Genomic DNA, 25306 nt, shown 5'->3' with positions numbered 1-25306 from the left:
AATTACCCTAAACCAGTCGGCTGCGTTCAATCGCAGCAGCAACAAACGCCGTAAACAGCGGATGCGGTTCAAACGGTTTGGATTTTAATTCGGGATGGAACTGCACCCCGATGAACCATGGGTGGCCTTTCAGTTCCACAATTTCGGGCAACTTGCCATCCGGTGACATGCCCGAGAACCACAGGCCAGCTTTCTCCAGCGCATCTTTATAGCCGATATTCACCTCATAGCGGTGGCGGTGACGCTCTTCAATATCGCTTGCGCTGTAAATGCTTGCAACCTTGCTACCCTTGGCCAATTTGCAGGGGTATGCGCCAAGACGCATCGTGCCGCCCTTATCACCATCGGCCTTACGGATTTGAACTTCGCCTGCTTTTACCCATTCAGTCATAATGCCAACGACGGGATTTTCATGCGGGGTGAATTCGGTGGAATTGGCTTTTGGCAAATTGGCAAGGTGACGCGCAACTTCCACCACTGCCATTTGCATACCAAAGCAAATACCAAAATATGGAACTTTGTGTTCGCGTGCGAATTGTGCTGCGCGGATTTTACCTTGCGCTCCCCTTTCGCCAAAACCGCCGGGAACCAGAATAGCGCTTACGCCTTCAAGATGATGAACGGCATCTTCGCTTTCGAAGATTTCGCTATCCATCCATTCCAGTTTGACTTTCACATTATTGGCGATACCGCCGTGAATGAGCGCTTCGGACAGGGACTTATAGCTGTCCAGCATCGTTGTGTATTTGCCAACAATGGCGATTTTGATGATGCTTTCGGGATGGCGAATACGGTTCACAATCTCGCGCCATTTGCTTAAATCCGGCTCTGCTTTTGGCTGCATCTTGAAGTGGTTGAGCACGACCATATCAAAGCCTTGCGCATGATAGCTGATGGGCACCTGATAAATGGTATCAACGTCAAGCGCAGCAATCACATTGCTTTCCGGCACGTTGCAGAACAGCGCAATCTTGCGGCGCTCACCTTCTGGAATATCGCGGTCTGCGCGGCAAACCAACACATCCGGCTGAATACCTACGCTGAGCAGTTCTTTAACCGAATGCTGCGTGGGCTTGGTTTTAAGTTCGCCAGATGTGGGGATGTAAGGCAGCAATGTTAAGTGAATAAACATCGCGTTATGTGCGCCAACTTCATTACGGAATTGGCGGATGGCTTCCAAGAATGGCAACCCTTCGATATCGCCCACCGTGCCGCCGATTTCGCACAGGATGAAATCTTCATCCTTAATATCGCTGCGCAGGAAGTTTTTAATCGCATCTGTAACGTGGGGAATAACTTGAACCGTACCGCCCAGATAATCGCCGCGACGTTCTTTGGCAATCACATCGGAATAAATGCGGCCTGTTGTGACGTTATCGGACTGCTTGGCCGATACACCGGTGAAGCGTTCGTAATGGCCTAAATCAAGGTCGGTTTCTGCGCCATCATCGGTCACATAAACTTCGCCGTGCTGGATCGGCGACATGGTGCCCGGGTCAACATTCAAATATGGATCAAGCTTGCGGCAACGGACCTTATAACCACGCGCCTGCAATAATGCGGCAAGCGATGCAGAAGCGATACCTTTACCAAGAGACGATACTACGCCGCCAGTGACGAATATAAACCGTGTCATCTGCCCTCCCACATCAAAACTGAATGGAAGGTACGCGTAATGGCCAAGTCTCTCTCCTTAACTTACTACTGCGAAAGTGGCACAGCAGGTGTTGATTGGGCAGGCTTATCCGTTGTGCCTGCTGCGGGTTGTTCCTGCGCTTTTTGTTCAACTGCTGCTGGTTTAATTTGGTCAGTAATTGAACGTGCGCGGTTATGACTGCCAGCAAGAATGGTGAGCAAAATGCTGGTTGCGATGAATGCCGTGGCAAGGATACCAGTAACGCGGGTAAGCAAATTGGCCGTGCCGCGAACCGAAAGCATGCCGCCCATGCTGGAGCCACCGCTGCCACCCATTAACCCACCGCCATCCGATGTGGTACGCTGAACTAAAATCACGGCAATAAGTGCAATCGCCAATAAGATATGGATGACCAGCAGAGTGGCTGTCATGGTTTGCTTCCTTCAATGTAAGACGGGACGTAGTGATAGCCGTTTAGTGACTTGTTTTCCAGTATTATCTTTAAGTAATATTTCTACGGTATTTCTATGGGCTTGCGGCCTTTATAATACTGATAAAATCATCCTTTTTAAGGGATGCGCCGCCGACTAATGCACCGTCCACTTCGGGCAGTTTCAGGATGGCTTCTGCATTATCAACCTTTACCGAACCGCCATAGAGAATCCGCGCGCCCTTCACTTTTTCTGGCAGCACGCCGGCAATCAGACGGTGCATGAAGATAATGTCGTCATTGGTTGGCGTAAGACCAGTGCCAATTGCCCAAACAGGTTCATAGGCGATGATGGTATTTTTTGCATCAGCCGTTGTTGATAATGATTTCGCAATCTGGTCTTTGACAATTTGATTGCGCGTTTGCGCATCCATCTTGGCATCTTTTTCACCCACACACACAATGACCGTTAATCCAGCCTTGTGCGCGGCGAGCATTTTTTCGGCCACGTGTTCACTTGTTTCATGATGAATCTCGCGGCGTTCCGAATGGCCAAGAATGACATAGTCGCAGGCCATATCACGCAACTGGTTTGCTGAAATATCACCCGTATAAGCACCCTCCGCCAAAGCGCTGCAATCCTGCGCGCCAAGTTTCAGGGCAGTACCAGAAACGGCAGCGCCTACATCTGCCAGCAAATGATAAGGTGGACAAAAGGCAACATCGACCTCGATCGGGTTTGCAGCCAGTGCCGATCGGACGCCGCGGACGAGGCTATCCGCCATTGCCCGATTTCCGTTCATTTTCCAATTACCTGCAACCAGCTTTCTCTTAGACATGCGTTTACTCGTGGTATTCGTTGGGATTGCCCTTAAAGCGAAAGGACTTTATAGTCCGCCTTGGTGAATTACTTCCATAACTTAGAGCGAACTCCCCCATGCTGCAACAACTCCGCGATAAAGCCAAATCATTCGTTTCTTCGGCCTTACTTATTCTTCTGGTCATAAGCTTTGGTATTTGGGGAATTGGCGATATTTTTCGTGGCGGTGCCAACAAGGACTGGGTTGTTAAAGTTGGCGATGCCAAATTAAGCGCGAGTGTTTTAAAGCGCGAATTTGATAATCAGGTAACGCAAATGCGCGGGTTGCTGGGTCCTGATTTTACAGCGCAAAAAGCCAAAGAACTGGGTCTTCTGGACCGCAGTATCGACAAACTGGTGGCGCTCACCATTGTGAACCTTGAAACGAACCGTTTGGGTTTTCATATTCCGCGCACTGAAATTGTGCGCACGCTGGAAGCAACCCCACAGCTACGAAATGCTGATGGCACATTTAACAAAGAAATGTTCCAGCAAGTGCTGGCAAGCCAAGGCATGAATGAGGCCATGTTTATCGATACACAAAAGCAGATTGCGGCGCGCAATATTATTGTGCGCGCGCTGTCTGGCGCGGTGACAACCCCTGCCCCACTGCTTAATGATTTGGCTGCTGCTTATGCACAAAAGCGTGTTGCGGAAACAGTGCTGATTGACCCCAAGAAAGTTTCTGCGCCCGAAGCGCCCGATGAAGCAGAACTACAAAAATATTATGATGAAAACAAGGAAAGCTATAAGGCCGCTGAAACCCGCAGCTTTGATGTGTTGACCATCACGCTCGCCGATGCCAGCAAAGATGTGCATGTAACTGTTGAAGACGCACAAAAAGCATTTGATGAACGCAAGGCCGAATTCGAAATTCCTGAAAAACGCAATATGCTACAAGTAGTGGTAAGCGATGAAGCCAAGGCCAAAGAAATTGCCGATGGCGCAAACCCAGCTACCCTAAAATATGTTGCGAAGGCCAAAGGCGAAAACGCGGTTCCGGTTGAAAACATTACGCGCAATGATTTGCCGCCAATATTGAATGACGCTGTGTTTGGCGCGGCAACGGGTAAGCTGGTTGGCCCTATTCATTCCAATATGGGTTATCACGTATTCGTTGTTGAAAAGGTCATTCCGGGAAAATCACCTGAATTTGCGGAAATCAAGGACCAGATTATTGAACAACTTAAGAAAGATCAGGCATCCGAACACATGGTGCAAATCGCCAATAAAGTGGATGACATGCTGGGCGCAAACAAGCCATTGCAGGAAATTGCCGGTGCACAGGGGTTAGCTTTGGCTAAATTCGAATTGCTGGATGCAACAGGCGATAACGCAAAAATTGAAATTCCGTTCAAGGCGGAAGTGATGAAAGCTGCATTCCAGTACAATGAAGGTGAATCTTCCCCCCTGCTGGAAAGCAAAGCTGGTGGCTACGCATTGGTGCATATCAACAAGGTTGTACCAAGCCATGTCATGGAGTTCGATGCTGTTAAAGAACGCGTGAAGCAGGATTGGATTGCCCATGCCAAAACCAAAAAGGCAACGGAACTAGCTGAACGCATCTCCAAGGATTTGAAGGAAGGCAAACCACTTTCCAGCATCGCTGCCGATAGTGCCGTGATTAAAAAGACATCAAGTCCATTGGTGGTTGACGACAAGAAACAGAAGGAAGTGCCACGTGAAGCGCTTGCCCCCCTGTTTGATTTAAAAAAGGGTGAAGTTGCGGTTGTTTCAACAGCAGATGGCGAGTTGGTTGTACGTGTTAAGGACGTGATTGCCGGAACCGAAAAGGAAATCGAAGAACGCAAAAAACCACTAACACAGAAACTAGAGCAAGATGCCGTTGCGGGTCATTTAGATGCCTACACAGCCGCATTGCGAGAAGCTTATCCGGTTGAAAAGGACAAGGTCGGTCTGGATCGTCTTGTTGGCACCAACGACGCGGCGATGTAGTTGGCAAATGGGCGTAGAACCAAGCACAGAGGTTTTCCATAAGCTTTATCAAAGCGGTAAGGCGCAAATCGTCTGGCAGAGTATGGTCAGCGATTTGGAAACACCCATCTCCGCTTACCTGAAGCTGGCAGATAATAAGCCATATAGCTTCTTGCTTGAATCGGTGGTGAGCGGTTCACGCAAAGACCGCTACTCCTTCATTGGGTTAAATCCGGACATCATCTGGAAATGCAGACGGGATGAATGCCACATTAACCGTACGGCACTGACAACCCCAGATACGTTTCAAAAACAAAACACCAAACCTGTTGAGGCCATGCGCGCCTTACTCAAGGAAAGCCGCATTGACATGCCGCTTGGCTTCCCGCCTATGCCCATGAGCGCGGGGCTGTTTGGTTATCTTGGCTATGACATGATCCGCCAGATTGAAGCGATACCCGATGAAAATCCCGATGATTTGAATTTGGATGATGCGATTTTAATGCGCCCATCATTGATTGCCGCGTTTGACAGTATAGATAACCGTATCACACTGATCACCCCGGTTTATCCCGATAAAAACGTATCAGCGGCGCAAGCGTATGCAGCAGCGCTATTGCGTTTGAATAATGCCATGAATGCAATTGCAGGGCCGCTGCCAGCTGAAGTAAAATCAAAAAATATTGAAATAAAACCACCCGTATCCAATACGCCGCGCGAAACATTTTATAAAATGGTGGAACGCGCAAAGGAATATATCCATGCGGGTGATATTTTTCAGGTGGTTCTATCGCAGCGTTTTTCGATGCCGTTCGTGTTGCCGCCCTTTGCGCTTTATCGTTCGTTGCGCCGTTTAAACCCTTCCCCATTTCTGTTCTTTTTGAATCTGGGGAACTTCCAATTGGTGGGTTCCAGCCCGGAAATTCTGGTGCGTCTGCGCGATAACAAAGTCACCATCCGCCCTATTGCTGGCACGCGCCCGCGGGGTCAGATGGGTGGCTCGGGTAATCGTAGTGACAGCGAACTCTCAGCCGATTTATTAGCTGACCCCAAAGAACGCGCAGAGCATCTGATGTTGCTGGATTTAGGCCGCAATGATGTAGGCCGCGTTGCCAAGGTTGGCAGCGTGAAGGTAACCGAACAGTTTCAAATCGAACTGTATTCGCATGTGATGCATATTGTTTCGAATGTGGAGGGTGTGATTGACGATAAGTATGATGCCCTTGATGCCATGTTTGCAGGTTTCCCAGCTGGGACGGTTTCAGGCGCGCCAAAGGTTCGCGCGATGCAGATTATTGACGAATTGGAAGTTTCACGCCGCGGGCCTTATGCGGGTTGTGTAGGGTATTTTGGTGCAAATGGCAGCATGGACACATGCATTGCTTTGCGCACCGCATTGGTGAAAGACGGCACCATGTACATTCAGGCAGGCGGCGGTGTGGTAGCTGACAGCGACCCGGCCTATGAGTTCAATGAAAGCGAAGCCAAAGCACGCGCATTGATTAAAGCGGCGGAACAGGCCCTAAATGAAGCTAAATAAAAAGAAGACGAAATAGATTGGGATTTAATTAGTACAAATCGGATTTATTCTGGAAGCTCTTGAATGCCAAGATAGGTGCAGCCAACTTTTTTTACCGTATCGGCCACCATGAAATCGCTGACCGAGCCACTTACGTCAACAATACCGTGTTCGGCATCTACCCTGACGCGAATACCCTTTTCGATAGCTGTTATCGCACGCGCCAACGTACTGGCTGAACCGGATGTTTGAAGACCGCTTACTCGATATATTTTTGCCATCTGAGCCTCAGGTTTAAGGGTTGAAAACAACACCACCAACGGGGGACTTAACAACTTGGCTATTCAGTAAAAACTGTGTTCGAAAGAATGAATTGACTAATCAACTAACGATGCAAGAATGCAACATTATATAGGAAAATTCAAGTAAAAAATGGTAAACGATATTATTCCGCTCATGTAACCAATTTGGTTTTTAACATGAACAAGTTCGGCTAATCCACTATGAAGATTACGATATTACCCTATGAAAAATTAACCTGCTCTCTTAAAATAATTTATGCTCTTACTCATCGATAACTACGACTCGTTCACATACAATCTCTTCCATTACTTGAGTGAGGTTGGAGCGGAGGTGCAAGTACACCGCAACGATGCACTAACGGCTGAACAAGCGCTTGCATTAAAACCTACGGGCATCATTTTATCACCCGGGCCTTGTAGCCCAAGCGAAGCAGGCATTTGCCTGGATGTTATTGCGCTTGCTGCAAAACAATCGCTGCCATTGCTTGGCGTTTGCTTAGGGCATCAGGCTATTGGGCAAGCTTTTGGAGGCAAAGTTATCCGCGCACCACTGCCCGTTCATGGTAAAACCGATGCGATTACTCACACCAATAGCGGCATCTTTAAAAATATTCCATCGCCGCTAAAAGCAACGCGCTATCATTCCTTGATTGTTGAAAAAAGCACGCTGCCAGCAGATTTAACGGTAACTGCTGAAAACGCGGAGGGCCTAATTATGGGCCTGCAACACACGAAGTTACCAATACACGGTGTGCAATTTCATCCTGAAAGCATCGTTTCCGAACACGGGCACGCGATGCTGAAAAACTTTGTGGACTTGGCAAAATGAGTTTTAAAGAACTGACCAAAAAAACTGCTGATGGCGGAATGCTGACCGCGCAGGAAAGCCAAGATGCGTTTAATGCCATTTTAAATGGCGACGTATCTCCCATTTTGGCTGCTGCATTCCTTACATCCCTGCACCAGCGCGGCGAAACCAGCGATGAAGTATTAGGTGCGGTGCGCGCGCTGCGCATTCGTATGACCATCTTCCCCGGCGCAGAAGACGCGGTGGATGTATGCGGCACGGGCGGCGACCAGCATGGAACAGTAAACGTATCGACCGCTGTGGCCTTTGTGCTGGCTGGCGCAGGCGTAAAGGTTGCCAAGCACGGCAATCGCGCAGTTTCCAGCCGCAGCGGATCGTCGGATATTCTTTCCGAACTGGGTATTAAGATTGACGTCGCTGCAAACCGCATGCGCAAAGCGCTGGATGCTTCGAACGTATGTTTCCTTCATGCGCCAATCTACCATGCCGCGATGAAGAATGTTTCTGCCATTCGTACGGAGCTTGGCTTTCGTACAATCTTCAATCTGATTGGGCCACTTACTAATCCTGCCCGCGTGCGCAGACAGGTTATTGGCGTGTTCGATAAGAACTGGTGCGATCCAATGGCGCGCATACTGCAAACCTTGGGTAGCGAACATGTTTGGGTTGTGCATGGTGGCGACGGGATGGATGAAATTACCACCACAACCGATACCTATGTAGTGGAACAGGCGCGCGAAAGTTTGCGTAGCTTTGATATTATACCTACCAAGGAAGGCATAAAAAATACCACGCTGGAGCAGCTTAAAGGCGGTGACGCCAAGACCAATGCCGCGCATTTCAAACGCATGCTATCAGGCGAAAAAGGCGCATACCGTGATATTGTCTGCTTGAACGCTGCTGCGGGTTTGATTATTGGCGGGAAAGCTAGAAACATCAAAGATGGCGTGGGCATTGCTGCAGAAACCATTGATAGTGGTAAAGCCAAGGCCGCGCTTGAAAAACTAATTCAAATTACGAATGAAGCATAATGACTGATAATGTTCTGACTAAAATTATTGCCGATAAGAAAAAACACGTCGCCGCCTGCAAAGCCAAAAAATCATTATCATCGGTTGAAGCTGATGCAGAAAACGCCCCTGCTTTGCGCCCGTTTTACCGCAGCCTTGCCGCCAAACATGCCGCAGGTAAAACTGCGCTGATTACCGAAGTGAAGAAAGCATCGCCCAGCGCAGGTCTGATTGTGAAGGATTTTGACCCCGCCAAAATCGCCAAAACATACGAACAGGCGGGCGCAACCTGCCTTTCTATTCTAACGGATACGCCTTTTTTCCAAGGCGAAGATGCACATTTGAAGACCGCGCGCAGTGCGTGTGCCCTTCCCGTGCTGCGTAAGGATTTTATGATTGACCCTTACCAGATTGTGGAAAGCCGTGCACTTGGCGCGGATTGCGTATTGCTTATCATGGCGTGTTTATCGAATGAACAGGCGAAGGAATTAATTGCAACCGCAAGCGCTTATGATCTTAGCATTCTGATTGAAGTGCATGATGAAGAAGAACTGGACCGCGCATTGCCGCTTGCACACGGCATTACCAATTCAATGATTGGTATTAACAACCGCAATCTCAAAACCTTACAAATTGATTTGGCAACCACAGGCCGTTTGATTAGCCGAGCAACCGCCGCCAAAGCCCCGCATCTGTTCGTTTCCGAAAGCGGCATACGCAATCACAGCGATATTGGTTATCTTAAAAAATCCGGCGTTTCCTGCTTCCTTATTGGCGAGAACCTGCTCAAATCAAACGATGTTGCCGCTGCAACAAAGGCCATGCTGGCTTAGTGCCCGCCGCCGATTGATTTCACAATCAACTCGCACATCTTCTTGGCATCACCAAATAGCATCATGGTATTGGGACGGTAAAACAGTTCGTTTTCAACACCTGCGTAACCCGATGCCATGGAACGCTTCACAAATAAAACGGTTTTTGCTTTTTCAACATCTAGAATAGGCATACCGAAGATGGGTGATTTGGGGTCAGTTTTTGCAGCAGGATTAGTTACGTCATTCGCGCCAATCACAAATGCCACGTCGCTCATGCCGAAATCACGGTTGATTTCATCAAGTTCGAACACTTCATCATATGGCACATTTGCTTCGGCCAATAACACGTTCATATGGCCAGGCATACGGCCAGCTACAGGGTGAATGGCGTAGCGAACGGTTACGCCCTCTTTCTTCAATAAATCGCACATTTCACGCAATGCGTGCTGTGCCTGAGCAACGGCCATGCCGTAACCCGGAACAATAATCACGCTGGATGCATTCTTTAAAATGAAGGCGGCATCTTCAGCCGAGCCAGATTTAACAGGTCTATCAACCGCGCTACCACCTGCCGCGGCGCCGCCCGCCTCAGCACCAAACCCGCCAAGGATGACGTTGAAGATAGACCGGTTCATGCCCTTGCACATGATATAGGACAAAATAGCCCCTGAAGCGCCCACCAATGCACCTGTAATAATCAGCAACGGGTTTTGCAATGTGAAGCCGATGCCGCATGCCGCCCAACCCGAGTAGGAATTGAGCATAGAAATGACCACGGGCATATCTGCGCCGCCAATCGGGATAATCAGTAAGATGCCGAGCAATAATGAAACAACGGTGAGCGCGATGATGATGCTGACGTCTTGCTGCACTACCAGCATCACAATCAATCCAACAATCGAAATGCCCAGTAAAGCGTTTAGGGCATGTTGCAAAGGAAAGGTTACGGGTTTACCTGAAATAAGGCCCTGTAATTTTCCAAACGCGATAATCGATCCTGTGAAGGTGATTGCACCAATGGCAAGGCCAAGACCCATTTCAACAAGGCTGCCACCATGAATGTTACCAGCAACGCCGATGCCGTAGGCTTCGGGCGATAAATAAGCAGCAATTGCAACAAATACTGCGGCAAGGCCAACAAGCGAGTGAAACGCCGCAACCAATTGCGGCAGCGCAGTCATTTGAATGCGATAGGCAATGAATGTTCCAATCGCACCGCCGATTACAACACCTGCGATAATCAAATGATATGAAATTTGCGGAATGATATTAGGCAACAGAAATAGCGTGGTCACAATCGCCAACGCCATACCGAACATGCCGTACATATTGCCGGACTTTGCGGTTTCAGGGGACGAAAGCCCACGCAGTGCCATAATAAAACAAATACCGGAAACGAGATATGCGAGGGAGAGAAGTGCGGTCATGCCTTCTTCTCCTTCTTTTTGTACATCTGAAGCATTCGGCGCGTCACGATAAACCCGCCAAAGATATTGATGCTGGCAAGCACCACAGCAAGAAAGCCAAGAATGGTAGAAGCATTAATCGCAGCAGGCCCCGCTGCAATCAGCGCGCCAACGATAATTACCGATGATACCGCATTCGTTACTGCCATAAGTGGTGAGTGCAGCGCAGGCGTAACGCGCCACACAACATAATACCCCACAAAACATGCAAGTACGAAAACGGTAAGACCCGTTATAAAAAAATCACCACTAGCTGCATGCTGCGCTGCTTGTGTCGCGGCTTCTTGTAAAACGGGTTCGTTTAAAATCTTTTCTGGCATTCAGGCCTTCCATAAAAAATATCCCCGACGTTTACGGCGGGGATATTTTATAAATCAAAATTATTGTTGTTCGGGTTCTGCTGGAATTGGCGCGGCAGATGGTGGAACGGACGGCAACACGGGTGCAACGGCTTCGGGCGCTGGTGCGGCAGGTTGTGGCGCAGTCAGCGGGGTCGGATTACCACTGCCCGATGCGCCGGACGTTACCGCAGAGGGGCTATCAACCGTAGGGGTTGGCACAGGAACTGCGGGCACAACAACAGGAACCGCTACCTGCGCTGGTGTTGGTGTTGGCGCAGAGGCCGCAGCGATAGAACGTGCCTCCATATCAGCGAGACGGTTATCAATCTGGGCGAGTGATTTGTTAATCGAGCCAACATAGCTGGACATAAACGCAAAAAATATTGCGCAGCAGAAGACAGAAATTCCAAGGCTTACAATCCAGGGCTGGATAGAATTTTTGAGATCATTGTCGGACATAGCGCGCTCCTTTGGTTAGGCTTTGAAGTTTGGATGGATGATAGCGCCATCTTTGGTTAGCGCCGTAGCTTTGATAATTTCGTCTTCCCAGTTAATTGCAAGTTGGCCTGTTTTGGCATCCACAATCAAGCTTAGGAACTGTAACACGTTCTTAGCGTAAAGGGCTGAAGCATCAACCGCAACACTGGATGCGATATTAGCAGGACTTACCACTTTTACGCCATGCAGTTGCACGGTTTTACCAAGAACAGAGCCTTCGCAATTACCCCCTTGTTCCGCAGCTAAATCGATTACGACGGAGCCTTGCTTCATGGTCTGGAGCATCGCATCACTGACCAGACGCGGTGCTTGACGTCCTGGAATCAATGCGGTGCAAATCACAATATCTTGTTTCTTTATCGTATCTGCAATTAGCGCCGCTTGTTTGGCTTTATACGCATCGCTCATTTCCTTGGCATAGCCGCCGCTGGTTTCAGCCTGCTTGGTTTCTTCATCTTCGACCATTACGAATGTTCCACCAAGACTTTGCACTTGTTCTTTTGCTGCCATGCGCACATCGGTTGCGCTGACTACTGCGCCTAAACGCTTTGCGGTTGCAATGGCTTGCAACCCTGCAACACCGGCACCCATTACCAACACACGCGCCGGTGCAACTGTGCCCGCCGCCGTCATCATCATAGGAAATGCACGTCCAAATTCTGCTGCCGCATCAATTACCGCGCGGTAACCCGCAAGGTTAGACTGACTGGATAATACGTCCATGCTTTGGGCACGAGTAATACGCGGCACCAATTCAAGCGAAAACGCATCTACACCCTTATCGGCATAGGTTTTAATTGCATCTTTGTTGTTATATGGCGCGAGCATCGCGATTAATTTCGCGCCGCGCTTCATATTCGCGATTTCATCTGTGGGGCGAACCACTTTTAAAACAATATCTGCATCACTGGCAGCGGCTTTGCTGTCATTCGCAATCGTTGCGCCTGCTTCAATATAGGCCGCATCGGTATAGCTTGCTTCAAGGCCGGCGCCCTTTTCAACCACCACTTCAACATTCATGCCCTTTAACTTCCGCACGGTTTCCGGGGTGGCGGCAACGCGCTTCTCGTAAGCCTGATGTTCTTTTAGGATAGCGATTTTCATAGGTGCAAGATTTAAAAGAAGGTTGGAAGGTGATAACAATGAAAACAGCCCGCGAAGTCAAGCTTTTATGCGGTTAGTTTATGCTTCTTCAACAGCTTTTCTTGGCTTTTTTGAACCTTTACTACATCAAAATCATCAATGAGATTATGAAACATTTCATACCAGTTGATTTCCGCTTTGAGGCGAAGAAAGACAGAACCCAAACCAATTGCCGCACGATCCATGAACACAAATTCACGCGGCACGGTTACGCCGCCAATTTTGCGCAATTCTTCATGAACCTTGGCCGCAATTTCGCGGCCATATAGACCGGTGTTGGTTTCTTCAATCAGACGCTTGCGGTCTTCCAATAGTGGCGCATAAATAAACCGCGCCCAGATATTCAATGTATCAATCAACGCTTTCGATGGATTGGTGAAGCCCCATTCTTTGTATGCCTCAACCGCGCGGTCATGGTCATTTGTGACGAGCGCATGATATAGCTCAATTACGCCGCTAACCATCGCAGGACGAAAAATCCGGATGCAGCCAAAATCCAGCAGGTTAATGGAATTATCTTTGCGTACTGAATAATTACCTAAATGCGGGTCACCGTGAATAATTCCAGCATTATAAAATGGCACATACCATGCGTGGAACATGTTCATGGCAATTTCATTTCGCGCTTCTAGATTGCGGGTTTCTGCCACACTCGCCATGCGTTCGCCTTCCAGCCATGTCATGGTCAATAAACGGCTAGTGGAAAGGTCATGCAATACTTCAGGTACATGTACGGTTTTAATATCCGATAACATTTCAGAATAGAGCGCGATATGCTTTGCTTCGCGCACATAATCCAGTTCTTCGCGCAGACGGTCAGCAATTTCTTTTTGAATGTCTTTGGTTGAAACCGCCCTATCCACCATTTCGAACATACTGAAGATAATGGCAAGCTGTTTAAGGTCTGCCTCGACAGCCGAATTCATATCCGGATATTGCAGCTTGCACGCTACATTCACATTTTTCTGTGTCACAGCTTTATGCACCTGGCCGAGCGATGCCGCAGCGGATGCCGTTTGATCAAATGATTTGAATTTCGTCTGCCAATCTGCGCCCAATTCACCCATCATGCGGCGTTTGACAAATGCCCAGCCCATTGATGGTGCATCGGATTGCAGTTGCGCCAGTTCTTTCGTGTATTCGGGCGGCACCGCATCGGGAATAGTGGAAATAATCTGCGCGATTTTCATCAGCGGGCCTTTTAACCCGCCAAGGGCCTGACGCAGTTCAACCGCGTGTTTTGCATGATTGATTTCAATGCCAAGCAACCGTTTTCCTGCCGCCTGCACCGCCACGCCTGACATGGCACCCGCCACATTTGCGTGCCGCTTCATACGACCGGAAAGAGTGCTCTTGTCAGCCATTCAATTACTGCCCCTTATATCATGGCCATCCCGCCATTAATATGCAGCGTTTGGCCGGTGACATAAGCCGCTTCTGCACTTGCCAGATAGACAACACCCGCTGCGATATCTTTGCCATCCCCCATACGGCCTTGCGGAATAGAAGCCAAGATTTTTTCTTTTACATTATCTGGTAAGCCGTCGGTCATGTTGGAAACAATAAAGCCCGGCGCAATGCAGTTCACGGTGATGCCACGGCCAGCAAGTTCTTGGGCCAAAGATTTGCTCATGCCAATCAATGCTGCCTTTGAAGCAGCATAATTCGCCTGTCCCGCATTACCTGTCACACCCACAATCGAGGTGATGTTGATGATGCGGCCTGTTCTGCGCCCCATCATGCCCTTGGTTACCGTGCGAATAAGGCGGAATGCAGACGTTAGATTGACATCTAATACTTGCTGCCAATCCTCATCTTTCATGCGCATGGATAATCCGTCGCGTGTTAAACCTGCGTTATTGACTAAAATATCGATACCGCCGCCCATGGCTTCTTCGGCTTGCTTGACAAGTTCAATGGGAGCAGCAGGGTCAGCAAGATTGGCAGGCGTGACGTATGATTTTTCGCCAAGCTCCTGCTGCAATGCTTTTAATGCATCAACTTTGGTGCCTGAAAGTGCAACCTGCGCGCCTTGTTCAATAAGTGCGGTTGCAATGGCTTTGCCCAGACCGCCTGAAGCACCAGTTACCAATGCGCGTTTGCCTGCTAGATTAAACATGAGTACTCCTTAAGCTGATTTCAAAAATGCTTCAATGTCTTGCGGTGTATGAAGTGATGTGACTGAAACATCCTTATCAATCCGCTTCATCAGGCCAGCGAGAACCGTGCCCGAACCTGCTTCAATTGCGCTTGCAACGCCCTTTTCTTTCAATGTCAGCATACTTTCACGCCAGCGCACCGCGCCTGTGACCTGCGCAACCAATAGTTTTCTGATTTCGCTCACATCAGTTTGTTCAGACGCAGTGACGTTTGCAATTACTGGAACAACAGGTGCGCTCATTTTAACCTGCGCCAAGGCTTCATTCATAACATCTGCTGCAGGTTGCATGAGCGAGCAATGAAATGGCGCGCTGACCGGCAGAATGACCGAGCGCTTGAAACCTTTTGTTGCAGCAATTGCAACGGCGCGTTCAATCGCTTCCTTATGACCTGAGATAACTACCTGACCCACAGAGTTATCATTTGCTGCGGCACAGACCTGCCCCTGCTCCGCTTCCTTTGCAATTTCTGCTGCTTGCTGCATATCAACACCAAGCAATGCTGCCATGGAACCAATGCCTGCTGGCACTGCTGCCTGCATCGCGCTACCACGTTTACGCAGTAACCGCGCCGTATCGGCAAGGCCGAAGGTGCCCGCCGCGCATAACGCAGCGTATTCCCCCAGCGAATGCCCCGCAACATAACTCGCCAAATCGGAAACTTTCTTGCCGCCCTCTTTTTCCAGCACACGAACAACCGCCATGCTGACGGCCATTAATGCGGGCTGCGTGTTTTCTGTCATTTTCAAATCGGCATCGTCGCCTTCGAACATCAGCTTGCTGAGATTCTGTTTCAATGCTTCATCGACTTCGGCAAAGACATCCTTTGCGGATTGGAATGCGCCTGACAATTCCTTGCCCATGCCGATGGCCTGACTGCCCTGCCCTGGAAATAATAATGCCCGTTTCATTTTCTTGTGAATCCTTATTTTACTCAAACGCCGTAAGGCTTCGCTCGCATAAGCTCGCGGGCCGACGGTCGTCGTCCTTTAAACATTTTAAAAGCATGCTAATCAAGTCACTTGCATCCCCCCTGTCAAGCCTGTCTAATTGGCACACTTATATATAAGGAACACCTATGATTATTATTACCGGCGGGGCTGGATTTATTGGTTCATGTTTGGCAGCTAGCCTTGAAAAAGCAGGGCTTGGCCCAATTGTGATTTGCGACCGCTTAGGCCATGCAACCAAGGATGGCCAGAAGTGGCGCAACATCGCCAAACGCACGCTGTATGACATCATCACGCCCGACCAATTATTCCCGTTTCTGGATGCACACCAGAAAAGCATCGATATCATCTATCACATGGGCGCAATTTCCAGCACGACGGAAATGGATGTCGATAAAATTGTTGCCAATAATTTCCGGCTTTCAAAAGATTTGTTCACTTGGTGCTGTGATAAACGCAAACGGATTGTCTATGCATCTTCCGCCGCGACCTACGGCGATGGCAAACAGGGTTTTGATGACAAGGATGATTTGGTAAGTTTGAAAAAACTCCAGCCGCTTAACCCATATGGTTGGAGCAAGCATGCCTTTGACCAATTCATTACCCAGACACGCACCGAGGGCGAAAAGTTTCCTGCGCAAGCGGTTGGGTTGAAGTTTTTCAATGTGTATGGGCCAAATGAATACCATAAGGAAGGCCAGCGTTCCGTTGTGCACCAAATTTTTCCGGTGGCACAAGCCGGCGAGGCGTTTTCATTGTTCAAATCCCACAATCCGAATTATGTCGATGGCGGGCAATTGCGTGACTTTATTTGGGTGCAGGATTGCGTGGATGTGATGCTTTGGCTCTACCATCATCCGCGCGTGAATGGTCTGTTCAATGTTGGCACAGGCGAATCGCGCAGCTTTGTGGATTTGGCCCGGGCGGTTTATATTGCGTGCGGTAAAGAACCCAACATTATCTACCGCGATATGCCCGAGGAGCTGAGAAAACATTATCAATATTTTACCCAAGCACAGATGGCTAAGCTAAAGGCTGCCGGTTATAGCAAACCCTTTACCCCGCTCGAGGAAGGTATCAACGCTTACGTCAAAGAATATCTCGCAACCCCAGACCCCTATTGTTAATATCGCCCCATGCAATTCGACATCATTCAAAAACTTGAAACCCTGCCAAGCAATCCGATTTTGGTTGTTGGGGACGTGATGCTTGACCGCTTTATGTATGGGCAGGTTGACCGTATTTCGCCTGAAGCGCCCATTCCGGTCATGCGGTATGTGCGGGAAATTTCCATGCTCGGCGGTGCAGGCAACGTCGTACGCAATCTGGTTAGCCTTAACCAGCGCTGCGATTTAATTGCGGTGATTGGTGCGGATCCCGCCGGCTTTGAAATAGCCAAGCAATTATCACAAGACGAAGTTGTTACCCCCCATTTGTTGACCGATAAAGACCGCCCTACCACCATCAAAACGCGCTTTATTGCCGGTATCCAGCAAGTGTTGCGCTGTGACGTTGAAAAGGCCGAAAATTTAAATGCCGCAATTGAAGAGCAGGTGGCGGTGCGTTTGCGTCTTGCTGTGCCGCAAGTGGCTGCTGTGATTTTATCTGACTACGCCAAAGGCGTTTTGACTTCAAAAATCATTGCCGACTGTATCGCATTGGGCAAGCAACACAAAAAGCCTGTTATCATTGACCCTAAGGGCCGTGATTACACGCGTTATACGGGCGCAGATGTGGTTACGCCAAACCGTAAAGAATTAGCGGAAGCAACTGGCAATGACATTAAAACAATTGAAGATGCAGTGAAAGCATCCCGCGCGCTCATCAACAAATATCGCTTTGGGGCGGTGCTCGCAAAACTGGGCGGTGATGGCGTTTGCTTGGTGATGGATGGCAAAGATCCATTACATATCAAAGCCACAGCACGTGAAGTGTTCGATGTATCCGGCGCAGGCGATACTGTGATTGCAGGTTTTGTAACTGCGTTATCAGCGGGTATGAGCATGGAACAGGCCGCATACATCGCCAATGAAGCGGGTTCGATTGTGGTAAGCAAGGTTGGCACCGCGACCGTAACTGTTGACGAACTCATCAATAATTTGCGGCAAATTGAAGACCGCGACATCAATGAAAAGGTATTGAGCCAAAACAAGGCAATTGAACTGGTAGAACGCTGGCGCAGACAGGGCTTGAATATCGGATTTACCAATGGCTGCTTCGATTTGATTCATCCCGGCCATATCTCTATTTTACAACAATCACGTAAGGCGTGTGACCGTTTAGTCGTCGGCCTGAATAGTGATGCATCCGTTAAACGCCTCAAAGGACTTGAACGCCCTGTTCAAAATGAAAAAGCCCGTGCAACGGTTCTTGCCACACTCAACCCCGTTGATTTGGTCGTGATTTTTGACGAAGACACACCGCTGGAACTGATTAAGGCGCTTCGCCCAAATGTACTGGTGAAAGGCGCGGATTACACAATTGATAAGGTAGTTGGTGCAACCGAAGTACAAAGCTGGGGTGGCAGAGTTGTACTTGCCAATCTGGTCGAAGGACAAAGCACAACCAACACCATCAAGAAACTTAAATCATCCGGCTAATCCCTTCGGTACATGAAAACCGTTATCAATTATCTCAAAGCCCAATCGGGCACAGGGCCTTCGGAAATCTTCGGCATTGACGTTGCTATCACCAGTTTTTTGAAAGCACTGTTTCGTTATTCCCGCGCGGCTGAGTTTTTCTTTTTCCCTGGCAGTGATGAAAGTGCCGAAGAATTAAAAAACATCGCCCGTAGCGAGCGGATCGACTTCAGCCGTTGTGCGCTTATTCCCGCTTCCAACCCATCTTATGCGATGCAGGATGTGGATTTGGTGTTCCGCCCCGATCCCAATATTGGCGATCATATTTGGCGCCGCATTCAGATGGAGGGGAAAGGTTATGCAGTTTCGACAATTGTACATACGATGTCTGGCGAACGAATTGCCGATGTAACCATGCAGTATTTAACTGCGCCCACGCAAGCAGGTGATGCGATTATTTGTCCATCACGCGCTATTCGTGACAGCATCAAGGCGTTGTGGGATATTCAGAATGATTATTTACAGCACAGGTTTCGTGGGCATTTTACCTGCCCCGTTGATTTGCCGGTTATACCGCTGGGCATCCACACGCAAAAATTCTTGGGCCTAGCCACACCGCAAAACCGTGCAGCGCAACGCGCGGCGTTGCGCATTGCCGATGATGAAGTCGTCATCCTCTATGTTGGTCGCTTAAGTTATGCGACCAAAGCGCACCCCATCGCGCTGTTAAAGGCAGCGGAACTGGCAGCACAGAAAGTTGCGCCCAAAAAAGTACGTCTAGTAATGTACGGGTTCTTCAAGCCAGAATTGATGGAGCCTGAATTCCATGCGCTTGCCGCAGATATTTGCAAAACCGTGCAGGTTGATTTTGTACTCAATAGCGATGCCCGCTTTCCCGATGGGCTGTGGGCATGCGGGGATATTTTCTCATCCCTTATCGATAACATTCAAGAAAGCTTTGGCTTCACGCCGATTGAAGCCATGACCTGCGGCCTGCCCGCGGTCGTTAGTGATTTTGATGGATACCGTGACGGCGTGCGCGATGGAATAGATGGAATTCTGGTTCCAACTATCAGTGTTGCACCGGGCAATAATCTGGATGTTGCTACCCATTACTACAACATGCGTAACTATGGCGATTATCTCATCCGTAATAACCAGACAATTGTAGTAGATATTGATGCCGCTGCAGCTGCTTTTGCATTGTTGATTAACGATAAGGAAAAACGCCTTGCAATGGGCGCAGCAGGGCGCAAGCGCGCAACCGAAAATTATGACTGGAAAACCATTATTCCGGCGTATGAAGATCTATGGGAAGAACAAGCACGCAAACGCAAGAGCGCACATCACAATGCGCCAACCCCGAATTACTGGCCTGCAGCGCATCCGGCTTATCCTGACCCGTCGAGTATGTTTGCTGGTTTTCCCAGCAGCCATTTACAGCCAAATGATCGTCTGGAAATTCTGGCAAAAACGGCTGACATCGAACTCATCGCACGGCACCGTATGAACATGTTTGGCATGGATATGTTGTTGCCTGAGCAGACCATGAGCCAGATTATGGGCGTTTTATATAATATGACGCAGGAAAAAAAATATCCCTCGCTGTTTGAAATTCAACAAGGGATTGGCATTTCCGATACACCGCGGTTCATGCGCACGATTGCGTGGTTTTTGAAAATGGGTTTAATGCGGCTGCACCGCATATAGGGGCGCATGATGTCTGAAACCACTTTCATTATCATCTTTAAAGTAATCGTCGGGATATTGGTGGGCGGCACGTTAGGTAGCTTTGCAGGCGTTGTGTTGTATCGCTTTCCGCGCAGGCAATCGATTATCTCGCCGCCTTCTTACTGCAACACATGCAAAAAGCCGCTTGCGCCACGCGATTTAATTCCTGTCATTTCTTATTATCTTAATAATAAGCAATGCCGCTATTGCCATGCGCCTATTGGATTTACGCATGTTTTGTTGGAATTATTATTTATGGCGATTTGTATCGGGTTCATGTTCGTTTGAAAGTAATATTGCCTTTGCGCTGTGCGATTTGGCTTGGTTTGATACGCACATGAACAGAGCAGGTGAATTAGCATTATCGGGGATAAATGGAGCTGCGCGGCTTACAGCAAATGTAGCTGGCGTTACCCTGACCTATGGCACACTTGCGGCAATAACCTTAACTATCCCACTGGTTTACCATGCACAATTTCGCGACCAATTCCAAAGCATGACGACATGGGATAGAACGCCTTATGGTCTATGTGAGTTTTTAACGCCCAAAGCGCAGCTGATGTGCGCGGTCACATCACGCACCGCATTCCGCATCATGGATTATCAACAACACCATCCAGCGGCATGCACACAGTCAACACGCATCAAGAAATTTCTGTGGAACCGTGGCACGAAATGGGAAAGCAGACAGGAAAATTGGGATAAGACTGCACTAGCGGCATGCGTGCGCTTGAACCAGAACAGCCCAGACCCCATCCGCCAAATCAAGGTTAGATTTTGCAGCGACTTACTTGAAATGCACCAGAAGATTGACCGATTGTGTAAGTCGTAAACTTATTTCGCTTTCGCGCGTGGATGCGCTTTTTCAAACACCGCCAATAAACTCTCTTCATCGACTTTGGTATATTGCTGCGTCGTTGATAGCGATGCGTGGCCCAGCAATTCCTGAATGCTGCGCAAATCTGCACCGCTATTCAGTAAATGACTGGCAAAGGAATGGCGTAATGCGTGCGGCGTTGCATAATCCGGCAATAGGTATTGCTGGCGAATGCTGCGCATAGCGCGTTCTGCTACGCCGGAATTAAGCCGCCCACCCTTTTCACCTCTGAAAATCGCTTCATCATCCTGCATCGCAAACGGGCAGGCCTTGATGTAGGCTTCGATTTCTTTTTTTACCTCTTCCAGAAGTGGTACGATGCGCTGTTTGCGGCCCTTACCCGTAATGGTCAACTGGCCTGATTTAATTGCATGCCAATCTTCGCCATTGAGCGATAATGCTTCGCTGATACGAAGGCCGCAGCCATATAGCAACATCAGCAATGCACGGTCGCGGGCGCCCACCCAATCGGGCCGAACAACTTCAGCATTATCTATAAAATCATCAACCTGATGCGAGGTAAGCGGATGTGGCGCACGTTGCGGTTTTTTGGGTGAGCGCAATGTTTGTAACACGGCATTCTGCACCAGTTTCTGTTTGGTCAACCATTTGTAAAATCCACGCAGCGCAGAAATGGCGCGGGCACGGCTTGCGGCGCCCAATTCATTATTCGCCAAATCAGCAAGCCACGCGCGGGCTTCCAATAAATCCAGTGCATTTAAATCGCCAACACTTATGGCTTGTCCGCGATAATTGCTTAGAAACCCAATAAACACGCGTACGTCATGCGCATAATTGGTAACGGTGTGAATGGACTGATCTTTAATCTGCGTAAGATAAGACACCCATGCGGTGATGGCTTCTTCTGCCGCGCTGCCTGCTGTTAGCTTTTCAGGTGCTAGCTTTTCAACCATTGCCGGCCCAATCGTTCAACGCAGCGCGCAAGAAATACGTATGGTTCCAGCGCCTGCCCCAATGAAAGATATTGTGCATCACGGTTTGCCATAACGAGTGCTCCGCGCCGGTCACCTGTTTTAATCGGCAGGCAGATGGCAAATGCCATTTGCGCCGACTGTTCGGGAAACAGGCTTTCCAATTGCGCACGATCTTCGATAATGTGATATTCCGTTGCGGCAAAAGCCGCATTGACCATGAACGACGGGATGGGGCGAAAAAACGAAGAAAATGCGCCAATTTTATCATTAGACTGGCGTTCATAAATCAGGTTGATGGCATCAAAACCAAGCAAACGCGCCACATCATCTTGCAAAATCTGTACGGCATCAGGAAGTGCGGCGGCATCATGCAAGATGATGACAGCTTCGTGGACCACCTGCACACGTTGCCAATATAAACGGCTGCCCTCGATTATCTCGCTGCGGTCTTGGCGGATATGCGTTAAGTCATTTTGCAGCTTGCGAACCAGACTTGAATCAAACGCGACTACTTTTTCTTCCGTTTCATTAGGCTCTGGTTCTTTTGGCACGATGACGCTCTTATGCTGTTAAAATTTTCTGGCCTGTCTTTGCCCAATCTGCCACGAATTGCGCCAGCCCTTTATCAGTTAGCGGGTGGTTGAAGAGTTGATGGATAATCGCAGGCGGACATGTAGCGACATGCGCGCCCATTTTTGCCGCATCAACTACATGGCGTGGATGGCGCACCGAAGCCACCAGAACCTGCGTTTTTAAATGAGGCTGCGCCTGATACATTTCGCAGATTTCTTTGATGAGCCCCATCCCATCCTGGCCAATATCATCCAAACGGCCAACGAAGGGGGATACGAATGTCGCACCGGCCTTTGCTGCCAACAGTGCCTGCGCCGGAGAGAAGCAAAGAGTTACATTCACCATCGTGCCTTTGCTGGATAATTCTTTGCATACTTTTAAACCCGCAGGCGTCAGCGGAACTTTCACTGTGACGTTTTTGGCAAGCGTTGCAAGAAACTGCCCTTCCTTCAGCATGGTTTCATAATCGGTCGATGCCACTTCGGCACTGACAGGGCCGGAAACCACAGCGCAAATTTCCTTAATCAACTCAACGAAATTGCGGCCAGATTTTGCTACCAATGACGGATTGGTGGTCACACCATCCAGCAAACCGGAGCTGGCAAGTTCTTTAATATCTTTAAGTTCGGCGGTATCGACAAAAAACTTCATTGCATATTCTCTTATTTTTTAATTGGCGGGAGATATATAGTGTAATCGAACATGAAATCTGATTCCAGCACATATACGCCATATAATTGCGGCAGTTTAGTTGAGGTTTTGACCGCGCAAGCGGCCCCTAAGCCCTTTACCTATGCTGTGCCAGACGGGGCGGAAGTTATGCGGGGGCAATTGGTTAGTGTCCCCTTGGGCCCAAAAAAAAGTTATGGCGTCGTTTTGGGCGCGTCACGCGAAAGCATCCCCGCCAATAAACTAAAAACCATTCACAGTATTGTTGACGCACCGCCACTTTCTGACGCCATGCTCGATTTTATATTATGGGTTGCCGATTATTGCATGGCTCCTACTGGAAATATTCTCGCCATGGCGCTGGGCGGTGAAACCGCGCAAAAGACCCCGAAAAAAGAGCGGGCCGCTAAAAAAGAAACTGAACATCCATCAGCGCAAAAGCCGATATTAAGTCCGGAACAACACAAAGCAGCAGATACACTTATTAAATCACTCGGTTCGTTTTCTGTAACATTATTGGATGGTGTGACGGGTTCAGGCAAAACCGAAACATTCTGCGAAGCCATTTGTGCGGCGATGGCAAAAGGACAGCAAAGCTTGCTGATGCTGCCGGAAATATCGCTGACCACACAGATATTCAGCCGTTTAGCGGCACGCTTTGGGCAGGCACCCGTGTTATGGCATTCCGGTCTAACACCTGCCCAGCGGCGCAAAGCATGGCAAGCGATTGCGCATGGCAAAGCGCCACTGGTGATTGGCGCGCGCTCTGCTTTGTTCCTGCCATTCCAAAACCTTGGCCTAATTGTCGTTGATGAAGAACATGATGGTTCATACAAGCAGGAAGAAGGCGTAATTTACAACGCACGCGACATGGCAGTTATGCGCGGCAAACTGCAAAATATTCCGGTGATTTTAAGTTCTGCCACACCTTCACTTGAAACCATCGTCAATATGAAGGCTGGCAGATATGGGCATGTTACCCTGCCCCAGCGTCATGGCGAAGCTAAACCACCTAGCATTCATCTGATTGATTTACGTCAAGAAAAGCTGACTGCAAAAAACTGGATAAGCCCAAGCTTGCAAACCGCAATTCACGCTGCCATCGGGCGCGGAGAACAGGCATTATTATTTTTAAATCGTCGCGGCTATGCACCGCTGACCCTTTGCCGCGCATGCGGGTATCGTTTCCAATGTCCGTCATGTTCATCTTGGCTCGTAGAACATCGGCAAGATGGAAAACACCGATTAATATGCCATCACTGCGATTATGCCTGCACTTATCCCCGCGCCTGCCCTTCATGCTCCGCAGAAGACAGGCTGGCCGCATGCGGCCCCGGTATTGAACGGTTGGCGGAAGAAGCCAAAAAACTATTTCCCAACGCTCGCCACGCCATATTGGCAAGCGATACACAAAATAATCTTTCCGAAGTGCAGTGTATTGTCGATGCAATGGCAAAATCGGAGATTGATATTTTAATCGGCACACAAATTGTTGCCAAAGGCTATCATTTTCCAAAACTCACTGTCGTAGGTGTGATTGATGCCGATTTAGGACTGCAGGGCGGCGATTTGCGAGCGGCAGAACGCACTTTCCAATTGTTGTATCAGGTCGCAGGACGCAGCGGACGCAGTGATGACAAGGGCCATGTGTATCTGCAAACCACACAACCACAACACGCAGTCATGCAAAATCTAACGAAGCATAATCGCGATGGATTAATCGATGTATTAATCAGTGAACGCCAGAAATTCCATATGCCGCCTTTTGCACGGCTGGCCACACTCACACTTTCGGGCACAAATCATGCAGTGGTTACAAATGTTGCGAATGATTTAGCAAAACACATTCCAATTCAAAATGGGTTTAAAGTATTGGGACCTGCACCCGCACCCATGGCATTGTTACGCGGACGACACAGGCAGCGCTTTTTAATTCAAAGCCCGAAATCATCGAAAATGCAGGACTTTTTGCGCGATTGGCTAAGCGCTGCAAAACCATCCAAAAGCATACGCGTGCACATCGATATTGACCCCCAAAGCTTTGTTTAAAAATTAACTCATCGGAAAGCTT

Annotated in this window: 25 protein-coding genes; 11 read left to right on the top strand and 14 right to left on the bottom strand. The window is 48.9% G+C overall.

All coding sequences use genetic code 11. From position 1 onward, the window contains the following. Window positions 1-7: 7 nt before the first annotated feature. From SFW65_09970 to tpiA, 3 genes are all read right to left on the bottom strand, one after another. Window positions 8-1636, bottom strand: coding sequence for a CTP synthase (locus tag SFW65_09970; protein ID MDX1923439.1), 1629 nt, complete (start codon window positions 1634-1636; stop codon window positions 8-10). Between the two features lie 65 nt (window positions 1637-1701). Further along, complete coding sequence (secG, locus tag SFW65_09965; protein MDX1923438.1) at window positions 1702-2067, bottom strand: preprotein translocase subunit SecG; 366 nt, start codon at window positions 2065-2067, stop codon at window positions 1702-1704. 94 nt (window positions 2068-2161) lie between these two features. Next, a complete protein-coding gene (gene tpiA, locus SFW65_09960; protein ID MDX1923437.1) occupies window positions 2162-2905 on the bottom strand; it encodes a triose-phosphate isomerase in 744 nt (247 codons plus the stop codon). Between the two features lie 98 nt (window positions 2906-3003). Between tpiA and SFW65_09955 the strand changes: the two genes are divergently transcribed. Both SFW65_09955 and trpE read left to right on the top strand, forming a co-directional pair. Then, window positions 3004-4881, top strand: a complete 1878-nt coding sequence (locus SFW65_09955) for a peptidyl-prolyl cis-trans isomerase (protein ID MDX1923436.1) — start codon at window positions 3004-3006, stop codon at window positions 4879-4881. A 7-nt stretch (window positions 4882-4888) separates the two neighbouring features. Next, window positions 4889-6400 carry an anthranilate synthase component I gene (trpE, locus tag SFW65_09950; protein MDX1923435.1) on the top strand — a complete coding sequence of 504 codons (1512 nt, stop codon included), beginning with the start codon at window positions 4889-4891 and terminating at the stop codon, window positions 6398-6400. 44 nt (window positions 6401-6444) lie between these two features. Here trpE and SFW65_09945 read toward each other — a convergent pair whose 3' ends face one another. Next, window positions 6445-6660 carry a hypothetical protein gene (locus SFW65_09945; protein ID MDX1923434.1) on the bottom strand — a complete coding sequence of 72 codons (216 nt, stop codon included), beginning with the start codon at window positions 6658-6660 and terminating at the stop codon, window positions 6445-6447. Window positions 6661-6937: 277 nt separating this feature from the next. Here SFW65_09945 and SFW65_09940 point away from each other — a divergent pair, with 277 nt between their 5' ends. The 3 genes from SFW65_09940 to trpC are packed head-to-tail and all read left to right on the top strand — an operon-like array spanning window position 6938 to window position 9332. Further along, complete coding sequence (locus SFW65_09940; GenBank protein MDX1923433.1) at window positions 6938-7510, top strand: aminodeoxychorismate/anthranilate synthase component II; 573 nt, start codon at window positions 6938-6940, stop codon at window positions 7508-7510. Next, window positions 7507-8520, top strand: a complete 1014-nt coding sequence (trpD, locus tag SFW65_09935) for an anthranilate phosphoribosyltransferase (protein ID MDX1923432.1) — start codon at window positions 7507-7509, stop codon at window positions 8518-8520. Before SFW65_09940 ends, trpD begins: the two co-directional genes overlap by 4 nt. After that, complete coding sequence (gene trpC, locus SFW65_09930) at window positions 8520-9332, top strand: indole-3-glycerol phosphate synthase TrpC (GenBank protein ID MDX1923431.1); 813 nt, start codon at window positions 8520-8522, stop codon at window positions 9330-9332. Before trpD ends, trpC begins: the two co-directional genes overlap by 1 nt. Here trpC and SFW65_09925 read toward each other — a convergent pair. From SFW65_09925 to fabD, 7 genes are all read right to left on the bottom strand, one after another. Further along, complete coding sequence (locus tag SFW65_09925; protein ID MDX1923430.1) at window positions 9329-10741, bottom strand: NAD(P)(+) transhydrogenase (Re/Si-specific) subunit beta; 1413 nt, start codon at window positions 10739-10741, stop codon at window positions 9329-9331. The two genes, trpC and SFW65_09925, sit on opposite strands and share 4 nt — an antisense overlap. After that, window positions 10738-11100, bottom strand: a complete 363-nt coding sequence (locus SFW65_09920) for an NAD(P) transhydrogenase subunit alpha (protein MDX1923429.1) — start codon at window positions 11098-11100, stop codon at window positions 10738-10740. Before SFW65_09920 ends, SFW65_09925 begins: the two co-directional genes overlap by 4 nt. 60 nt (window positions 11101-11160) lie before the next feature. Further along, on the bottom strand, window positions 11161-11580 hold the full coding sequence (locus SFW65_09915; GenBank protein MDX1923428.1) for a hypothetical protein: 420 nt from the start codon (window positions 11578-11580) through the stop codon (window positions 11161-11163). A 15-nt stretch (window positions 11581-11595) separates the two neighbouring features. After that, window positions 11596-12723, bottom strand: a complete 1128-nt coding sequence (locus tag SFW65_09910) for a Re/Si-specific NAD(P)(+) transhydrogenase subunit alpha (protein ID MDX1923427.1) — start codon at window positions 12721-12723, stop codon at window positions 11596-11598. A gap of 65 nt (window positions 12724-12788) precedes the next feature. Then, window positions 12789-14126, bottom strand: a complete 1338-nt coding sequence (locus SFW65_09905; GenBank protein MDX1923426.1) for an AarF/ABC1/UbiB kinase family protein — start codon at window positions 14124-14126, stop codon at window positions 12789-12791. A gap of 14 nt (window positions 14127-14140) precedes the next feature. Next, the gene (fabG, locus tag SFW65_09900) at window positions 14141-14881 is read right to left on the bottom strand and encodes a 3-oxoacyl-[acyl-carrier-protein] reductase (protein ID MDX1923425.1); all 741 of its coding nucleotides are present in this window, start codon (window positions 14879-14881) and stop codon (window positions 14141-14143) included. A gap of 9 nt (window positions 14882-14890) precedes the next feature. Further along, window positions 14891-15832 (bottom strand): ACP S-malonyltransferase, encoded by a 942-nt coding sequence (gene fabD / locus SFW65_09895; GenBank protein MDX1923424.1) that lies wholly within the window; start codon window positions 15830-15832, stop codon window positions 14891-14893. A gap of 167 nt (window positions 15833-15999) precedes the next feature. Between fabD and rfaD the strand changes: the two genes are divergently transcribed. From rfaD to SFW65_09870, 5 genes are read left to right on the top strand one after another with little or no spacing between them, the layout of a single operon-like run. Further along, complete coding sequence (gene rfaD / locus SFW65_09890) at window positions 16000-16998, top strand: ADP-glyceromanno-heptose 6-epimerase (GenBank protein ID MDX1923423.1); 999 nt, start codon at window positions 16000-16002, stop codon at window positions 16996-16998. A gap of 9 nt (window positions 16999-17007) precedes the next feature. Then, complete coding sequence (gene rfaE1, locus SFW65_09885) at window positions 17008-18471, top strand: D-glycero-beta-D-manno-heptose-7-phosphate kinase (protein ID MDX1923422.1); 1464 nt, start codon at window positions 17008-17010, stop codon at window positions 18469-18471. 12 nt (window positions 18472-18483) lie between these two features. Next, window positions 18484-20160 carry a glycosyltransferase family 4 protein gene (locus SFW65_09880; GenBank protein MDX1923421.1) on the top strand — a complete coding sequence of 559 codons (1677 nt, stop codon included), beginning with the start codon at window positions 18484-18486 and terminating at the stop codon, window positions 20158-20160. 9 nt (window positions 20161-20169) lie between these two features. Continuing rightward, a complete protein-coding gene (locus tag SFW65_09875) occupies window positions 20170-20469 on the top strand; it encodes a prepilin peptidase (protein ID MDX1923420.1) in 300 nt (99 codons plus the stop codon). Next, window positions 20414-21013 (top strand): hypothetical protein, encoded by a 600-nt coding sequence (locus tag SFW65_09870; GenBank protein MDX1923419.1) that lies wholly within the window; start codon window positions 20414-20416, stop codon window positions 21011-21013. The genes SFW65_09875 and SFW65_09870 overlap by 56 nt, the downstream gene beginning before the upstream one ends. A gap of 2 nt (window positions 21014-21015) precedes the next feature. Here the strand turns inward: SFW65_09870 and SFW65_09865 are convergent, their stop codons facing one another. Genes SFW65_09865 through fsa form a run of 3 tightly spaced genes read right to left on the bottom strand, consistent with a single transcriptional unit; the run spans window position 21016 to window position 23217 of the window. Next, window positions 21016-21972 (bottom strand): tyrosine recombinase XerC, encoded by a 957-nt coding sequence (locus SFW65_09865; GenBank protein MDX1923418.1) that lies wholly within the window; start codon window positions 21970-21972, stop codon window positions 21016-21018. After that, window positions 21957-22544: a hypothetical protein gene (locus SFW65_09860; GenBank protein ID MDX1923417.1), complete on the bottom strand. Its 588-nt coding sequence runs from the start codon at window positions 22542-22544 to the stop codon at window positions 21957-21959. The genes SFW65_09865 and SFW65_09860 overlap by 16 nt, the downstream gene beginning before the upstream one ends. Before the next feature lie 10 nt (window positions 22545-22554). Further along, window positions 22555-23217 carry a fructose-6-phosphate aldolase gene (gene fsa / locus SFW65_09855; GenBank protein MDX1923416.1) on the bottom strand — a complete coding sequence of 221 codons (663 nt, stop codon included), beginning with the start codon at window positions 23215-23217 and terminating at the stop codon, window positions 22555-22557. Window positions 23218-23268: 51 nt separating this feature from the next. Between fsa and priA the strand changes: the two genes are divergently transcribed. Next, window positions 23269-25284 (top strand): primosomal protein N', encoded by a 2016-nt coding sequence (priA, locus tag SFW65_09850; GenBank protein ID MDX1923415.1) that lies wholly within the window; start codon window positions 23269-23271, stop codon window positions 25282-25284. The last annotated feature ends 22 nt before the right edge of the window (window positions 25285-25306 follow it).

The sequence above is a fragment of the Alphaproteobacteria bacterium genome, assembly GCA_033762625.1.
Lineage (GTDB): Bacteria > Pseudomonadota > Alphaproteobacteria > UBA9219 > RGZA01 > RGZA01.
The sequence above is the reverse complement of the archived record's forward strand: the minus strand, read 5'-3'. Positions and strand labels throughout refer to the sequence as shown.

Excerpts from the sequence above, each read along its gene's own strand:
- rfaD (MDX1923423.1), top strand. The coding sequence starts at position 16,000 with ATGATTATTATTACCGGCGGGGCTGGATTTATTGGTTCATGTTTGGCA.
- trpD (MDX1923432.1), top strand. The coding sequence starts at position 7,507 with ATGAGTTTTAAAGAACTGACCAAAAAAACTGCTGATGGCGGAATGCTG.
- tpiA (MDX1923437.1), bottom strand. The coding sequence starts at position 2,905 with ATGTCTAAGAGAAAGCTGGTTGCAGGTAATTGGAAAATGAACGGAAAT.
- SFW65_09955 (MDX1923436.1), top strand. The coding sequence starts at position 3,004 with ATGCTGCAACAACTCCGCGATAAAGCCAAATCATTCGTTTCTTCGGCC.
- SFW65_09875 (MDX1923420.1), top strand. The coding sequence starts at position 20,170 with ATGTCTGAAACCACTTTCATTATCATCTTTAAAGTAATCGTCGGGATA.
- SFW65_09970 (MDX1923439.1), bottom strand. The coding sequence starts at position 1,636 with ATGACACGGTTTATATTCGTCACTGGCGGCGTAGTATCGTCTCTTGGT.
- SFW65_09910 (MDX1923427.1), bottom strand. The coding sequence starts at position 12,723 with ATGAAAATCGCTATCCTAAAAGAACATCAGGCTTACGAGAAGCGCGTT.
- SFW65_09915 (MDX1923428.1), bottom strand. The coding sequence starts at position 11,580 with ATGTCCGACAATGATCTCAAAAATTCTATCCAGCCCTGGATTGTAAGC.
- SFW65_09870 (MDX1923419.1), top strand. The coding sequence starts at position 20,414 with ATGTTTTGTTGGAATTATTATTTATGGCGATTTGTATCGGGTTCATGT.
- SFW65_09945 (MDX1923434.1), bottom strand. The coding sequence starts at position 6,660 with ATGGCAAAAATATATCGAGTAAGCGGTCTTCAAACATCCGGTTCAGCC.
- SFW65_09865 (MDX1923418.1), bottom strand. The coding sequence starts at position 21,972 with ATGGTTGAAAAGCTAGCACCTGAAAAGCTAACAGCAGGCAGCGCGGCA.
- fabD (MDX1923424.1), bottom strand. The coding sequence starts at position 15,832 with ATGAAACGGGCATTATTATTTCCAGGGCAGGGCAGTCAGGCCATCGGC.
- rfaE1 (MDX1923422.1), top strand. The coding sequence starts at position 17,008 with ATGCAATTCGACATCATTCAAAAACTTGAAACCCTGCCAAGCAATCCG.
- fsa (MDX1923416.1), bottom strand. The coding sequence starts at position 23,217 with ATGAAGTTTTTTGTCGATACCGCCGAACTTAAAGATATTAAAGAACTT.
- priA (MDX1923415.1), top strand. The coding sequence starts at position 23,269 with ATGAAATCTGATTCCAGCACATATACGCCATATAATTGCGGCAGTTTA.
- SFW65_09925 (MDX1923430.1), bottom strand. The coding sequence starts at position 10,741 with ATGACCGCACTTCTCTCCCTCGCATATCTCGTTTCCGGTATTTGTTTT.
- trpE (MDX1923435.1), top strand. The coding sequence starts at position 4,889 with ATGGGCGTAGAACCAAGCACAGAGGTTTTCCATAAGCTTTATCAAAGC.
- secG (MDX1923438.1), bottom strand. The coding sequence starts at position 2,067 with ATGACAGCCACTCTGCTGGTCATCCATATCTTATTGGCGATTGCACTT.
- SFW65_09920 (MDX1923429.1), bottom strand. The coding sequence starts at position 11,100 with ATGCCAGAAAAGATTTTAAACGAACCCGTTTTACAAGAAGCCGCGACA.
- SFW65_09880 (MDX1923421.1), top strand. The coding sequence starts at position 18,484 with ATGAAAACCGTTATCAATTATCTCAAAGCCCAATCGGGCACAGGGCCT.
- trpC (MDX1923431.1), top strand. The coding sequence starts at position 8,520 with ATGACTGATAATGTTCTGACTAAAATTATTGCCGATAAGAAAAAACAC.
- SFW65_09905 (MDX1923426.1), bottom strand. The coding sequence starts at position 14,126 with ATGGCTGACAAGAGCACTCTTTCCGGTCGTATGAAGCGGCACGCAAAT.
- SFW65_09940 (MDX1923433.1), top strand. The coding sequence starts at position 6,938 with ATGCTCTTACTCATCGATAACTACGACTCGTTCACATACAATCTCTTC.
- fabG (MDX1923425.1), bottom strand. The coding sequence starts at position 14,881 with ATGTTTAATCTAGCAGGCAAACGCGCATTGGTAACTGGTGCTTCAGGC.